8 protein-coding genes are annotated in these 16,863 nt (G+C 35.9%); 1 reads left to right on the top strand and 7 read right to left on the bottom strand.

Annotated features, from left to right (window positions below; translation table 11 throughout):
• Positions 1–33: 33 nt before the first annotated feature.
• The 5 genes from B0A64_RS18200 to B0A64_RS18180 form a co-directional block, all read right to left on the bottom strand.
• Positions 34–1,701, bottom strand: a complete 1,668-nt coding sequence (locus B0A64_RS18200; protein WP_089480926.1) for a family 16 glycosylhydrolase — start codon at positions 1,699–1,701, stop codon at positions 34–36.
• An 11-nt stretch (positions 1,702–1,712) separates the two neighbouring features.
• Positions 1,713–3,311 (bottom strand): hypothetical protein, encoded by a 1,599-nt coding sequence (locus B0A64_RS18195; protein WP_089480925.1) that lies wholly within the window; start codon positions 3,309–3,311, stop codon positions 1,713–1,715.
• A 12-nt stretch (positions 3,312–3,323) separates the two neighbouring features.
• The gene (locus B0A64_RS18190) at positions 3,324–4,823 is read right to left on the bottom strand and encodes a RagB/SusD family nutrient uptake outer membrane protein (protein ID WP_089480924.1); all 1,500 of its coding nucleotides are present in this window, start codon (positions 4,821–4,823) and stop codon (positions 3,324–3,326) included.
• Positions 4,824–4,834: 11 nt separating this feature from the next.
• On the bottom strand, positions 4,835–7,876 hold the full coding sequence (locus B0A64_RS18185; protein ID WP_089480923.1) for a SusC/RagA family TonB-linked outer membrane protein: 3,042 nt from the start codon (positions 7,874–7,876) through the stop codon (positions 4,835–4,837).
• 241 nt (positions 7,877–8,117) lie between these two features.
• The gene (locus B0A64_RS18180; protein WP_317045011.1) at positions 8,118–10,919 is read right to left on the bottom strand and encodes a triple tyrosine motif-containing protein; all 2,802 of its coding nucleotides are present in this window, start codon (positions 10,917–10,919) and stop codon (positions 8,118–8,120) included.
• 496 nt (positions 10,920–11,415) lie between these two features.
• On the opposite strand from B0A64_RS18180, the gene uvrA reads away from it, so the two are divergent.
• Positions 11,416–14,211 (top strand): excinuclease ABC subunit UvrA, encoded by a 2,796-nt coding sequence (uvrA, locus tag B0A64_RS18170; RefSeq protein WP_089480920.1) that lies wholly within the window; start codon positions 11,416–11,418, stop codon positions 14,209–14,211.
• Positions 14,212–14,354: 143 nt separating this feature from the next.
• Here uvrA and B0A64_RS18165 read toward each other — a convergent pair whose 3' ends face one another.
• Positions 14,355–14,654, bottom strand: coding sequence for a hypothetical protein (locus B0A64_RS18165; RefSeq protein WP_089480919.1), 300 nt, complete (start codon positions 14,652–14,654; stop codon positions 14,355–14,357).
• Between the two features lie 241 nt (positions 14,655–14,895).
• Complete coding sequence (locus B0A64_RS18160; protein WP_089480918.1) at positions 14,896–16,548, bottom strand: mechanosensitive ion channel domain-containing protein; 1,653 nt, start codon at positions 16,546–16,548, stop codon at positions 14,896–14,898.
• Positions 16,549–16,863: the final 315 nt, after the last annotated feature.

Below are 16,863 nucleotides of genomic sequence, written 5' to 3'. Positions count from 1 at the left end.
CTTCTCATTCATTCTTACTAATTAATTTGTAATCTATTGATATACTCTTATATAATCAATCTCCATAGAAGATTGTGTAAAAGCAGGATCAATAGTGCCGCCTAAATTACCTCCCATTGCAACATTTAGTATTAAGAAAAAGTCGCTGTTAAAAGGTAAAGAACCGTCGTTTGCAACGGAATGAATTAATTGGTCATCTACATAGGTTTTTACCGATGCAGGGCTCCAAACGGTTTTATAGACATGAAATTCTGTCGACACATTTGGTATTGTTTTAGAACCTGAATTACCGTTACCGCCGGAGTGTCCCGGATAATGAAGTGTACTAAGAATCACGTTTTGATTGTTTCCTACATGTTCCATAATATCTATTTCGCCACAAGCCGGCCATGGTTTTGTCGCATAACTGGAACCCAGCATCCAGATTGCCGGCCATGTTCCGGCACCAATTGGCAGTTTTGCTTTTATTTCGACTTTACCATACGTAAAACTAAATTTGCCATCTGTTTTTAATCGTGTCGAAGAATAATCAACTCCGCCGGAGGCTTCTTTTTTAGCCGTGATTTTCAGGCTTCCTCCCTGAACAATTACGTTTGTTGCTGAGTTGGTATAATTTTGTTTTTCATTATTTCCCCAACCATCATTATTGCTTCCTCTGCCCAGATCATAATTCCATTTTGTAGCATCAGGAGCGCCATCTGTATTAAACTCATCAGACCAAACTAGTTTTGTATAATCTGCAACGGGTGCCTGAGTTGGTGGTGTCGTTGTAAAAATGTGATACCATGCCAGTGCAGGATTTCCCCCCATGACAGCTCTCACGACCATTCTATTGGCTGTAATAGACAAAATCTCATACGAACTCTGACCAATATAATACCCCATAAATCCACCATTGGAGAAATTCATTGTGGTTCCTCTGGTTTGTGTTGCATGATTAGGATTTGCCATTATAACAGACTCTGACGGACTCAATGAAACTGTTTTAACACCACTTGCATCATAAGAAAGACAGGTGTCTTCGCCCAGCGTTGTCCCGGCTACACTACCAAAATCTTTATTAAAGAATGTAGCTCCACCGTTGTTTAATTCATATTTTAACTGATCGCCCGCTAAGGAGAATGTTAGTACATTGTCGTACAAACAACTGCTTTTTGACGATGCTGCTTTTTCAAAAGCCGCAGCCATATAATAGTTGGCAAAATAGTTTTTGGTGGCGTCACCATCATTTTGCCCTACTCCTAAATGTCCTGGCTCAGAGGCTGACCAATACCATTTTTTAGACGATCCGCCTGTTAAAAACTGAACAGCTTCGGCATCGCTAAAGTTACTTATTACAGTAACATCTATTGTTGTATTGCTGGCAACACCGCCTTTTCCTGTTGCTATAACGGTAATGGTATAGGTGTTAAGTCCTGTTTTGGTAAAACGTTTGGTAAAGATTCCGCCTGGTGCATTTTCTGATGTACCATCGCTGAATACATATTTGTACGAGATCGAATTATCTGCCGTTGCCGTAAGTTTTACCATTCCGGATCCGTCTCCGTTTGGTGCAGCGGTTGTTTTTCCAACAATTTCGGCTGTAACTTTTAGATTCGCCGGCGTATTTATGGCTCCAAATGCATAATCGTCTTTTTGACAACCCGCCATCAAGAGAATCGCAAATAAGGATACTATCTTTATAATTGTTTTTTTGTTCATGATTTCTTGTTTTAATTGGATTGTTTTATGTCATCAAAATAATAGATATCTCCTGCTCCTGCTGTTCCAAAATCCGGAAATAAAATTACTCTGTCGTATTTAATACTGGTACTAAAACCAGGCGCAGTGGTAAGATCAAATGTCAAAACATTCCAGGCATTGGCAACCGTTGTTTTTACTTTTACTTCCAGGAAAACAGTTGGATTACCGTTTCCGTCTTTTGGAGACGTCGACAGTTCCATTTTGTATAAGATATCAACTCCTGCTTTTGGAGCCCATACATTTACCTGTACTTTTGTTCCTTTTGCAAAATCTGGTGTATTGTCAAGATTTAAACTTGCTCCTCCCCATGTTTCTGCTCCTGCTTTTTTATCTAATTTAACTACTTTATCAGATACATTTACTCCGGTTTTATAAGGATTTGTTACTACAGACGCGTCTATATTACCAAAGCCGCCCCAGGCAAAAGTTAAATTAGGAGACTCAAAATCAAGAGGCAATGCTACTGCTTCTGCTGCTTGTTTGTAGAAATAAATATTGTCTATAAAAACGCTTTTTCCTGATGGATTTCCTTCTAATTTTAACTGAAATATATCGGCTACGGTTAATCCCTGACTTGTAAATGCCGAAATTGGAATGTCTATACTCGTCCATTGGTTGGCTGTAAGATCTGTAGTAACGGCTTTCTCACCGTTTGTTTTGCTGATTAAAAAAGTCTTGATTTTTTCTAAATCTGCTGTCCAGACATCCATGTGCAAATATTCCATACCAGAAACATCGATCGTTACTTTATCTGCCAAAGCGATTCCCTGATAATTCAAATTGCTATAGTTTAGTATTTTATCACCACTAAGATTAAATTCTTTATAGGTTCCTGATTGTCCCCAATTTGGGAAAAAATCTGTTCCGGCAAGGTCTGTATATTTTGAACTAAAGATCGAAATCACATTTCCGGCTGGTCTGGTTGGTGGTGTTGGAGCAGATGCTGTTGGCTCAAGGATTAATTTTGCCGTATACTGTTCTGTGTACTCTGTTGTTTTTATTGCAGCACTTTTAGACACTACCCGAATGGTGTAAACTCCCGGTTGCTGATAGACATAAGAAATCGATTCGCCATTGTTTGCCGAAACTGGATCCGGTTTTCCGGCTTCTCCAAAATAAACATCATAAAACAAAGCAAAATCGGCCGTTGCCTTAACCGTTACTTTTTTAGCAATTGCGGGATCGCTTGCAATGACCACTTTTAAATTTTCGGGTGCTTTAAAAGAAACCAGAACTTGCTGGGTTATTTCGGTTGTCTTACCGTTTATTCCCATTGCAATAATCTTAGACTGATAAACGCCTTCTTTGTAAGCATGTGTCGCAGTGGTTCCTGACGAAAAATAATCAGACTCAGATCCGTCACCATACTTTATTTTGTATTGTGTAACACCTTCTCCTTTAGGCAAAAAAGTAACTTTGCCTGAGTTATCCTGCGTTACAGTAGTCAAAGTCGTAATATTTGCCGGTGCACTTATGCCATCCAGATCAATAGTACTGCTATCATCGCCAGAACAACCCAGAAGTATTGTTAAAACGAAAAAACTTATAATAAAATGTATTTTTTTCATAATAGTATTTTTTTAATATCCAGGGTTTTGTTTCCAGTTTCCGTTTGCAAATTGAATTTCTTCTATTGGTAATGGAAATAATTCGTTTTTGTTTGCTTTAAAACCTGTAATTTTTTCAGCTGCTTTTCCGGTTCTTACCAAATCAAAGAAACGATGTCCTTCCCCAAAAAGCTCCACTCTTCTTTCGGCTAAAATAAAATCAGTCAATGCTGCTCCAGAAGCTGATATGTCATGGTTTGTATCCCCAAAAGCACGTCTTCTTACCTGATTTAGATAGTTTCTAGCTTTGGTATCGTCGATTGCTCCGCGGCTGTTTGCTTCGGCAGCCATCAACAAAACATCTGCATAACGTATGGCCCTGTAATTATTTGGGTTGGTCAGGTTTAAATCTCCCTGAGCCGTTGCGCTCCTTTTTCTTGGCAAATACTTTCTGTTAAAATACCCTGTGTCTTCGTTTCCTTTGCCGTAAGTAACCCCTTTACCATTATCAAAAGATGCATTTGCCGCAGCCCATGCCGCAATATCAAGTATGGCAACATTTTTACGTTTATCACCAACTTCAAAGGCATCTGCACTTTCTTTTGTTGGAAGATTAAAACTAAATCCTGACGAAAAAAGCGGTCCGCTATAATTACGAACTCCGCTAAAACCTACTGCAACATTACCTTCACTACATTGCAAACAGGTAAAACCTGCTCCTTCGACATCTGTATATTGTACTTCAAAAACAGACTCGGTACCGTTTTCGCCAGCGAGTTCAAACATTGCATCATAATCTGCCTGTAAGGTATATTTGCCGGAAGTTATTACAGCATCAAGAGTAGTTGCGGCTTGTACAAATTTATTTTGATACAAGTATGCTTTTCCTAACAATGCCTGAGCTGCTCCTTTTGTTACTCTTCCTTTTTGAGATGCAGTTGGAGACAAATTAGCCGACGCGTAAATTAAATCAGCTTCGATTGAAGCATACACTTCTGCAACTGATGAACGCGGGACTGTCTTTTCGTCTCCAATTTTGAACCTGGCATCTCCTTTCATCGGGATTCCACCAAACCATTTCACTAACTCAAACTGGTAATATGCTCTAAGAAAACGTGTTTCTGCAAGTAGTTGGCTTTTTCCCTCAAAATCTGTTTTATCCTTAAATTCAAGAATATAATTGGCTCTTTGTACTCCTGCAAACATCCAATTCCAGATATCTCTTAAATTGCTGTTTACGGGTGTATGAATCATATCGTCTATTTGCTGAAAACCTATCACATCTGTTGGACTTTCTCCTCCTGCCAAGGTATTATCTGAAGCAATTTCTCCTAATAAAACATTGACATACGAAGATTGCAGCAAATCATAGGCGGCAACTAATGCATTGTCATAATCTGCTTTTGAATTGAAATAATTTTCAGAATCAATCGAATATTTTGGTGTTGGATCTACAAACTCATCTGAACAAGAAGTATTTATTGTCGAGAATAGCGTTAGCATTATAATGGTTGTAAAAAAATATTTTTTCATTTTAATTGAAATTAAAAATTAATGTTTAAGCCCAATAAATAGGTTCTTGGAACAGGGTAGAATCCGTAATCGATTCCGCCTCCAATTGGAGCTCCGCTTGAAGCTCCGGGATCAAAGCCTTTGTATTTGGTAAAGGTGTATAAATTATTGACTCCGGCATAAAGTCTTAATTTTGTGATTCCGGCTTTTTGAGATATCGAAGGATTAAGGGTATAGCCCAACTGCACATTTTGAATTCTTAAATAAGAGGCATCTTCTACATAATAGTTCGAAAAAACATTGTTTGCCGTTGCTCCTGTTGTAACTCTTGGTGTGGTATTGCTTGTTCCTTCTCCTGTCCATCTGTCTAAAACATAATTTAAACGATTGGCATCAGATAATGTTCTTTCGTAATTGCGAACCATATCGTTGCCTACTGAGGCAAAAGTATAGACTGCAAAATCAAGATTCTTGTAGTTTAACTGCATATTGAATCCCATTGTAGCTTGCGGGATTGGATCTCCAATATTTGTTTTGTCTTTTGTATCGATTACGCCATCGCCATTTACATCTACATACCTAATATCTCCGGGAGCTGCATTTGCTCCTAAAGCAATTTGTGAGGGATGTGCGGCAACTTCGGCCTGGTTTTGAAAAATTCCATCGGTTTTATATCCATAAAAATAACCCAATGGTTTTCCTATTTCCATACGTGATGGTGCAGGCTGACCTACTCCAAATGCGCCTCCTTCGATAAAACCGGTTCCGTTGTTTACTTCGAGAACTTCGTTTTTAAGGAACGTTACATTATATCCTAAACTCAATGAAAATGAATCTGAGAATTTTTCTTTATAATCAATAGAGAATTCTAATCCTGAGTTTCTAACTGTTCCTGCGTTTAATGTTGGTGCACTTGCGCCCGGAGCTCCTGTTCCTGTAATTCCTGAAACCGGGATGTTAGGGATCAATAAATCTTTTCTGGTATCAATAAAATAATCTGCTACTACAAAAATTTTATCGTTTAAAAATTTCATGTCTAAACCAACATCAAATTTTCTGGCTTCTTCCCATTTCAAGTCCGGATTTGGCACTTGTCCTGTAGCGGTTCCGTTGACCAGTGTTTTATCAAAAACATACGTCGCTTCGCCGGTTAAAAGTCCTAAATATCCATAATTAGGGATTTGATCGTTTCCTAGTGTTCCGTAACTGGCTCTTAATTTTAAGAAATTAATGGCTTTTGGTTTTCCAAAGAAACCTTCGTCAGATATGACCCAACCTCCGGTAAAAGACGGAAAATATCCAACTTTATTTCCGGGTCCAAATTTGGTCGATGAATCACGGCGTAACATTGCCGATAATAAATATTTTCCTTTATAATCGTATTGTACTCTTCCAAAATAAGATAATCTTCTTTGATCGTAAACGTATGAACTGTTTGTCAAGGTTTCTGAAATTCCTTTTGTTAACGAGATATCGGCAAAATCCCAGGAGTTATTGGGTACATCAAAACCGGTTGCATAAAGTCCGTTGCCCCATTCTTTAAAAATAGTAGTACCAACAGTCCCTACAATATTATGACTCTCTGCGATTTTTGCAGCATAAGTTCCAAAAAGGTCAAAGGAGTAGTTGTTATCATTTACAGCTCCTTGTGTTACTGAACTTCTTTGTACATCAAACACTTTGCCGCCATAACTAATTTGTTTGGCAAATGTTTTTGATTCGCTATTTGAGGTATTAAAACCTATTGAACTTGATAAAACAAAACCTTTGAAAATTTTATAGTCAAGACCAAAATTTCCATTCAGTTTTTTATAATTATAATCGTTATAGGTATTTGCTATTTGTGCCAGCGGGTTAATAATTTCTGTGCCTAAACCTGTTGTACTTGGTACCAAAGTAGGATTACCGTTTGCATTATAAGGTTTTAAGGTTGCAGGAACATTTAAGGCATTAAATAAAACAGAACCTAAGCCATTCTCGTTCAATGTGTTTCTGGTAAAATAAGTATAGATTACATTGGTTTTTAATTTAAACTTATCGCTCAAATCAGCCCCTAATCCTATTCTGGCCGTGTTTCTTAAAAAACCTGATTTATCTCCGCCAACAATTCCTTCCTGATCCAGGTGTGAACCACTTATCGAGTAGGTAATTTTGTCTGAACCTCCGGAGATTGTTAAATCATTACTGATAATAGGAACTCCTTTTTTAAACACTTCATCCTGCCAGTTTGTGCCGCTGCCCAAACCACTTGCATTTGGGTAAGGCAATGCTTTGCCGCCATTGGCGTAACTTTCGTTTAATAAAAGGGCATATTCAGTAGCATTAAGAGTTGGTAATTTTCGCGATGTTTCCTGAAATCCTGTATAACTGTTAAAAGATATTCTGGTTTTAGAATTCTTTTTGCCCATTTTGGTGGTTACTAAAATAATTCCGTTTGCTCCAATCGTACCGTAAATTGCTGCCTGAGCATCTTTTAGAACGGTAATTGTTTCGATATCATTAGGGTTAAGCAAACTTAAATCTCCCACATATCCATCAATAATTGTAGTAGGTCTGTTTTCGCCATTGGTGGCAATACCACGAATACGAATGTCCAGCGGTGCTCCCGGTGCTCCGGATTGTGTCGTAACATTGACACCGGATATTGTACCTTGCAGTGCTTGCTCGATTCTTGCTGGTTTCAGGATATCAAGCGTTTTACTGTCCAGTACAGAAACGGCTCCTGTTACTTCTCTTTTTTTCTGGCTACCATAACCTATCACTACAACTTCGTCAAGCGATCTGGCATCATCGCTCATTTTAATGGTGATCTTGGTTCCTGAAACAACAACTTCTTGTGTTTTTAAACCAATAAAACTAAAAACAAGTGTCGTTCCTTTTGGGATTGCTAATAGCTTAAAAGATCCGTCGAAATCTGTAGAGGTGGCTTGCGACGAATTTTTTACTTTTACATTAACGCCAGGAAGTGCGATTCCTGATGCGGCATCAAGTACTGTCCCGTTTACGTCAAAAGACTGCGAAAACGCATAGGATGTAAACAGCATTAGTACGGTTAGTAATAATTTGGATTTCATAATTAGTTAGTTTTTATTGAAAGCTAAATTTATCGTATCCGCTTAGGAAAACGATAAATTTAACCACAACAAAAAACATACATCATAAAAAAAATGGATCTAAATTCACTATTTCTTAAAAAGAAGCCCTGTTTAGTCTTAAATTAAGAATGTTAATTTCTTTAACACAAATGTGTAAAAATCACAATTAACCGTTAATGTTGAGGTAATGTATAGTTTTTTTATGCCCTTATCTTACCTACTATACAGCCAGGATATATTCGACTAAACCGTTTTCGTGCTGTAAATCCATTTTTTTACGCAAACGATATCTTTTTATCTCTACACTTCGAACGGAGATATTAAACAACGGGGCAATTTCTTTCGAGGAGAGGTTCAGTCGCAAGTAGGCACAAAGACGCAAATCGTTTGCTGTAAGTAAAGGATGAAGTTGTTTTATTCTTTTTAGAAAATCCTTATCGGCATTGTCAAACGCTTCTTTAAAGACGTTCCAGGAGTCTTCTTCGGTGATATTTTTATTAATGGTGCTTATTACGGATTTAATATTATTGCTATCGTTTTGAGAGGTCTTTTTTAGATCTTCTTTTATAAAAGCCAGCAATTCATTTTTGCTGTTTAAACTCATGGTCGAGACAGCCAATTCTCTGTTTTTATTGTCTACATCCTGCGAAAGTTGCTCGTTTCTAAGCTTCATTAATTGCTGCTCGTTTTCTAATTCTTTGATCTCTAACAAAAGATTATTCTCTTCGATTAATTTCTCTTCTTGTTTTTGATAATAATTTCTATAGGCTTTATTGATAAAATAAGCGGTTACAAAAATCAGAAACAAATAAATAAACCAGGCCAGATTGGTCAAATACCAGGGTTTTGAAACAACAAATGTGTAGGTTGCCGTATTTTGCAAAATGGTATTGGCATATTTTGCCCTTATTTTAAAGGTATATTTTCCCGGCAAAAGATTCTTAAAATTCACTGTTGCTTTGGTGCTCCATTCGCTCCAGTCATTCTGGAAACCTTCCAGCGAGTATTGATACTCTGAGTTGATGTATTTGTTGTATTCCGGAACGGTATAATTAAACGTAATATTGTTTTCGTTCGAATGAAAGCTTCCTTCACTTTGTACGGCAACATTTTTTAAGGTTTCGTTTTGTTTGTTTACGGTTATATCTGTTATAAAAACAGTGTAATTTTTAAAACTCAGATCATCGATATTCAACGTATAATATCCGTCTGTGGTACCTATTAAATAAGTCGATTTAGAAATTTGTGTAATGTTCTCGAATCCCAACATCGAGTTGGTTAAGGAGGACGGAATCGGGATTACATTTTGTTTTAACTGATTGCTTAATTTGCTGGCAGAAAAATAATGAATGTAGTTTTTAGAAAACAGCCATATTTTGTTTGAATGGTCTACAATTAGTTTCCCGGAAGTATATTCATCTTTTTCGAAAATAGAACTTAGCAAATTATCTTTTTCGAAGAGTTTTGTGTTTTTATTCAACTTAAAAATACCGCCTTTGTAAGCATAATAAATTTGATTATTGAAGGTTACTAAACTTGCATTTTTGCCTTTTCGTGGAGATTTATAGGCATAAAACCCATGTGCTTTTAAGAGCGTTTTATCGAGTTTTAATCTAAAAATACCTTTGTATTCATGACTTACATAAAGATCAAAATCATTCGTGATTTCAAAATAACGGGACGAATAATCGAAACCCTGAATTTTGTTTTTAAAAGTCCATTGGTTGTTTATTTTTTCCAGAACCGAAATTCCGTAATAATTTCCCTGGAGCAATTGGTTTTTAGTATTGGGTACAGGCTCAAATTTCCAGGTTCCTGAACCTGAAAACAGACTTTTTGCAACATCATTTGCAATAATAAAAGTACCGGAATCATGGCCGCAAAAAAGTGTATTATCGTATACAAAAAGAGACCAAACCTGCCCTTTTGTTCCGTTTATAAATTTAAACTCAGAATTGCTCTGAATGTTCTTGCAAAACAATCCCTGATTGGTTCCTACATACAACAAACCCTTAAAAGTAGCCGAGGCATAAACGGTTCCCAGAACTCCTGTATCATCTGTAAAACTATGTACGGGCGACTGTAAATTGATGCAATTGATACCATTGTCGAGTCCTGTCCATAAATTCTGGTCCTTATCTTCAAAAAGTGACAAAGCTGTATTATTGCTCAGCCCTTTGCTTTGCGAGATATGATATTTTAGTTTCCCGGTATCTGATAAAATAAAAATTCCGTTCGAAACTGTTCCTAAAGCAAAACTTCCGTCCTGAAGCAACTGACTGCTGTAAACAAAACTCGATTTTAGGTCTGCATCGACAGCTGTTGCAAAGCGTGTCAGGTTGTTGCCCGTCAATTTATAAATACCGTCTAATTGGGTCTGAATCAATAAACCATCATCTGTAGTAAACATATTTACGATTGTAAATTTTTTAAGAACAGGATGATCCGATACTAATTTGGCTTTTCCGCTTTCAATCTCAAAAAGACCTTCGTTTGAGGTTTGAAAATAAATTGCATTTTTTGTTGCAAACGATTTAATAACTCCATTTTTAGGAGCGATGATTTTAAATTTTCCCGTTTTAGTATCATAAATATAAATTCGGCTCAGGGATTGAAACAAGATCCACTGATCGTATTTTAGAATGTTCCAGAACTGCTCGTCGTCCAGAATTTTGTTTTTTATGGTATCGCTTAGCGAGGTATATTTTAATTTGCCATTGCTTTGTCTGGTCCAATACCCAAAATTCATATAACAACCTGTATAAATTTTGTTTGCAATAACTTTTACAGATCGCACAATTGTCTCGTTTGGTGTGGGATATAATTGCCAGTTTGTACCATTATATTCTAAAAGTCCATCATTATTCGCAAAATACAAATAGTTTTGATCGTCCTGAGAAATCATCCAACTTTGATTTCCTGCGCCATAAACAGCCGATGAATATTTGATAATAGGCGGAAACTCCTGTGAAAACAGGACAAAACTCATCAAAAAAAACAGAATAGAAAGTGTAGTCTTCAATTTTAGCCGTGGTATTAATTTATTATAAAAACTGTTCTAAAATAGCTTATTTTATAGTGTAATGACACGTTTGGTATAATTATTTTTTAGCATCTAAAATAAAATATGCCACAGATTAAAGGGATTAATATTGTAATTGTTTTTTGCCACTAATTGCACGAATTTTCACTAATTAAGTTGACTAAAAAAAACTTTTTTAATCTGTGGCAAAAAAAAGAATTAGCGAAAATTCGTGTAATTCGTGGCAACTTTTTTCTCACAAGTAATAATTCATAAAATCCTTTTAATCTGTGGCAAAAAAAAAATTAGCGAAAATTCGTGTAATTCGTGGCAACTTTTTTCTCACAAGTAATAATTCATGTAATTCGTGGCAAAAAAAGAATTAGCGAAAATTTGTGCAATTCGTGGCCAAAAAAAATTCTGTTAAGATTTGGAACAATGGCATTAACAAAACTCAAATCAAAATTGATTACTTTTGTAGAAATTGACTTTTTTTATGCAAATTGATCTTTCTACACTAGACCCAAAACATAATATTATAATTAAAGGAGCGCAGGTACATAATTTAAAAAATGTAGATGTCGCAATTCCAAGAAACAAACTTGTTGTCATTACAGGTCTTTCAGGATCAGGCAAATCAAGTTTGGCATTCGACACTTTGTATGCAGAAGGACAACGTCGTTATGTAGAGAGTTTGTCCTCGTATGCGCGTCAGTTTTTAGGACGTTTAGACAAACCAAAAGTAGAATATATAAAAGGTATTGCGCCTGCAATTGCTATTGAGCAAAAAGTAAATACAACCAATGCCCGTTCGACGGTAGGAACTTCGACCGAAATCTACGATTACGTAAAACTTTTGTTCGCCAGAATTGGGCGTACTTATTCGCCAATTTCAGGACTTGAGGTCAAAAAAAATACGGTTACAGATGTTGTTGCTGATGTAAAAAATCTGGAATTAGACAGTAAATGGTTGCTTCTTGCCCCTATTCATCTTGAAGAAGGAAGACCATTAGAAGATAAACTAAAAGTACTTCTTCAGCAAGGTTTTGCTCGTATTTTGGTCAACAACGAAATGGTTCGTCTGGATGACTTTAATCCTGCCGAGGTACATAAACTGGACAATAAAGATATTTTATTGATTATTGACAGAATTGTTGTCAAAGACGAGGAAGAATTTTACAACCGTCTTGCAGATGCGGTTCAGACTGCTTTTTTTGAAGGGAAGGGAATTTGTTATCTACAGGAACTAAACTCTGATAGAAAATTTACGTATTCGAATAATTTTGAGTTAGATGGCATTACTTTTCTGGAACCCAATGTTCATTTATTCAGTTTCAATAATCCATACGGAGCTTGTCCGGTTTGCGAAGGTTACGGAAACATTATTGGTATTGATGCAGATTTGGTGGTTCCTAATACTTCCTTATCTGTTTTTGAAAACGCTATTTATCCCTGGAGGGGCGATAGTATGAGTTGGTACAAGGACGAACTGGTTAAACATGCTTACAAATTTGATTTCCCGATTCATAAACCTTTTTTCGAACTCTCTGAGGATCAAAAAGATTTAGTATGGAAAGGAAATCAGTATTTTCAGGGTTTAAATGGTTTCTTTAAAGAACTAGAAGAAAAAAATTATAAGATTCAAAATCGTGTCATGTTATCGCGGTATCGCGGTAAAACAAAATGTCACGCTTGTCGCGGAAAGCGTTTACGCGAAGAGGCGTCTTATGTAAAAATAAATGGTAAAACAGTCTCTGATCTGGTCGATTTGCCGATTAAACATTTGGTCACTTTTTTTAAAAACATCGACTTAGATGTTTACGAAAAGCAAATTGCAAAACGTTTGATGGTTGAAATCAATAATCGTTTATCCTTTTTGACGGAGGTTGGCTTGGATTATCTGACATTAAACAGAAATTCGGCAACACTTTCAGGAGGAGAATCACAACGTATCAATCTGGCAACTTCTTTAGGGAGCAGTCTTGTGGGTTCTATGTACATTCTCGACGAACCCAGCATTGGTTTGCATCCTAAAGATTCTGAACGCCTGATAAAAGTTTTGCTCTCGCTTCGTGATCTGGGCAATACGGTTATTGTGGTGGAGCATGATGAGGATATTATGAAAGCTGCGGATATGATTATCGATATTGGTCCTGAAGCAGGAACTTTTGGAGGAAATTTAGTAGCACAAGGCACGTATGACGAAATTCTGAAATCAGATTCGCTAACGGCAAAATACCTGAATGGCGATTTGGAAATTACGGTTCCTAAAAAGAGACGAAAATTCAAGAATCATATTGACATTATTGGCGCAAGAGAAAATAACTTAAAAAATATAGATGTTACTTTTCCTCTGGATGTTTTAACTGTAATTACAGGGGTTTCGGGAAGTGGAAAAAGTACTTTGATTAAAAAGATTTTATTTCCGGCAATGCAGAAAAAGCTGGAAAATGCAGCCGAAAAAGCAGGTCAGTTTAGCGATATAAAAGGCTCTTTCTCGCAAATAAAACATATTGAATATGTCGATCAAAACCCTATAGGAAGAAGTTCGAGATCAAATCCGGTAACTTATATCAAGGCTTATGATGATATTCGTGAATTGTATGCCAAAGAGAAATTATCTAAAATAAGAGGTTATCAGGCCAAACATTTTTCTTTTAACGTTGATGGAGGCAGATGCGAAACTTGCAAAGGGGAAGGCTCCATAAACGTCGAGATGGTCTTTATGGCCGATGTATCTTTACCTTGTGAAACCTGCGGGGGGAAACGTTTCAAAAAAGAAGTTTTGGAAATTACTTTCGACAATCAAAACATCAACGATATTCTTACCATGACGATCGACGATGCGATTGCTTTTTTTGATAAAAACAATCAAGGCAAAATTACACAAAAACTACAACCGCTTCAGGATGTTGGTTTAGGATATGTACAATTAGGGCAATCTTCATCGACTCTTTCCGGAGGTGAAGCGCAACGTATTAAACTAGCTTCGTTTTTAGTAAAAGGAGCGACAAAAGACAAGGCTTTGTTTGTATTTGATGAACCTACAACGGGTTTACACTTTCACGATATCAAAAAATTATTAGCCTCCTTTGATGCTTTAATAGACAAAGGGCATTCGATAATTGTAATTGAGCACAATCTTGATCTTATAAAATGTGCTGACTGGATTATTGATTTAGGTCCTGAAGGAGGAGAAAACGGAGGTTACTTACTCGCAGCAGGAACTCCTGAAGATATCGTAAAAGTAAAAGAATCCGTTACAGGAATTTATTTAAAGGATAAAATTTAGAAAAAAGGGTACTGAGGTTCTGAGTTGCAAAGGTGCAAAGGTTTTAATCCTTTGTACATTGATTTCTTTAGATTTATAATTTAAAAAAGCCATAAATTAATGTTGATTTAATTTATGGCTTTTCTATTTTCAAATTTAATTTTTTAAGCGACCAGACATCTTTCTTCAAAAGGAAAACCATCTTCATCAATGGCAACTAATACCTTTTTGGGCTTTGAAGCCTGGATTGTGAGATAAAGCCATGCAAATGACCACAAACCTAAGGTTAGACAAAAAATAATGAAATTTAAACCATGATTGACTACTTTTCCGCCTTTTGAAAGAACCGCAAAAAGAAATTCATCGTTTCTCTCTTCCAGTACAAATCCATTATGAACCTTGTTTGAGATCATACTGGAAAATACTTGTAAACTTTGCTCCTGACTCAATTCATTCTTTTTCATAAATCATCTTCTAAAAATTAATCCAAATACGACAAGAATTACTTTCTACTTTTACTTCTCTTTGCAAAGTAATTTAATCTAATAAACACAATATCAAATACTTTTATTGTATTAAATGAGATCTTTTTTATCCTTTGGCGCCAAGTGTTGCTAAATTCTTAGCTAAAGTTAATTTTTATAATATTAACTTCAAAACAAATCGCTGTTAAAGTTTTAAGATTATTCACACATTATTAGTAGTTTACTTTTTGTTTTTAATATTAAAAGCAGGGGTTTCGTACTCTTTATTAAGATAGCTTTCAGGAATTGTTGTAGTGTTTCCGTCTCTTAGTGCGCTATAATGCGGCGACATGATTTCGATTCCGGCCTCATTAAAAGAGTCCTGAATGTTTTGATGCAGCGAGGAATAAATCAAAGGCTGCTTAGTAGGTTCTTTCGTATAAACATTGATTTGATACGAAACATAAAAATCATCCAAGCTGGTTTGCAAAACAAACGGCGAAGGGGTTTTCTCTGTCATTTCGGTTTTTAGCGCTGCAGCTATCAAAGCTTTATGTATCGCTACCCAAGGCACATCATACCCTATCGAAACTGTTGTATGAATCAATAAACCATTGTTAACGTGTTTTGTATTCGACGAATAATTGGTAGAAGTACTTGACAAAACAGTTGCATTTGGGATTGTAATATCTTCAAATTTTGGTGTCCTGATTCTGGTTACCAAAGCCGTTTTTTCGATCACTTCTCCGCTAACATCGCCTATTTTTATAAAATCTCCAATTTTAAAAGGGCGCATATACGTGATGACCAATCCTGCAACCATATTTGCAATAGCATTAGAGGAACCCAACGAAAACAGTATCCCTACAAATACTGAAACACCTTTGAAAATAGGAGAATCTGATCCGGGCAGGTACGGAAAAATAATAACTACCATAAAAGCCAACAATAAAAATCGGATGATGTTGAAGGTAGGCATTGCCCAATCGCTGTAAAAACCATCAATTTTTATGTTTTCCTTTTTAATCTCATCAAAAAAGAATCTGATTATTTTTATACCATACTTAAAGATAAAAACGATAACGACAATGGTAACGAAGCTTGGCAAAAAATCAACAAAGCCCATAACTGCCAATTTTGCCGGAGTAAGGATCCAACGCAATAAAGTGGTCGTATAAGCCTCTGTAGCGGGAAAAATACTAAACAATAATGGCAACGAAAGATAAACGATTAAAACCAGCGTAATGCCTTTTACAAAACTGTACAATCGCATTAATAAGGATTGCTGCTTTTGGGGCGAAAGAATTTTTATATTGTTATAGGTAAAGCCTTTAAAATAGCGATCACTATTTTTAAGAATGTGCAATTTTACCCGATTAAAAACTTTGCCTGCAAAATATAAGATAATACCAATAATTAAAATCAACAATGCCGTATACCCTAATCGTTTGGGAAGCAATGAATTATTTTCATTTTGATAAACGACTGCCTTTTTGATCAGATTTAAATTGCGTTTGGCAATATAACTTACAGTCTGATTTTCGGCTTTTGCATCAACATCCAAAATCGACATAATGACAAAATCGTTCTTGTACAGGATATCCTGAGAGATATCTGAAGGGACTACTGAAATAGAATCTTCCTGAAAAAAAGAATCTTCATAGAGTTTTCTGATTTTTTCGGTAATGGCATTTGCCCGATTTTCGGCAGAGAAAGAACCTACTTTATTGTACACATAAAAAAGCGTGTCCTTAAAAGGGCTTACAGGATATCCTTTTTGCTTTAGCTGCGAAACAATTGTTTTTGAGGTTTGCAAACTGTCTTTTGGAGCAAAAGCAAATGAAGAAAACAAAGCAATGAAAATCGCTAAAAAATAAATTAATTTCTTTCTCATATTTCGCTAGCGATAAGTTAGTTATCCTTACTAACAAATATAAAAACAAAATAGATTAGAATTTACATTACTTTCTCTTTTATAAATAGAGATAACCCGTTGGGTGTAATACTCGTCTGTTCGCTTCGCTTGGGGCAAAAAATATATATTTAACACATAGAAACATAGATTTTATACCTAATAAAGAATACAAAAAGAAACACATTTCTTTGACATAGTCAAACTCTGTGCATTTTAGCTAAGTGAAACGCCTTTTTGAGAGGCTAGAGTCTATGTTTCTATGTGTTAAAATTAAGTACTCCCAATGAGTTAAAA

This window comes from Flavobacterium araucananum, assembly GCF_002222055.1.
GTDB classification, from domain to species: Bacteria; Bacteroidota; Bacteroidia; order Flavobacteriales; family Flavobacteriaceae; genus Flavobacterium; species Flavobacterium araucananum.
This window is presented reverse-complemented; position numbering and strand designations above follow the sequence as displayed.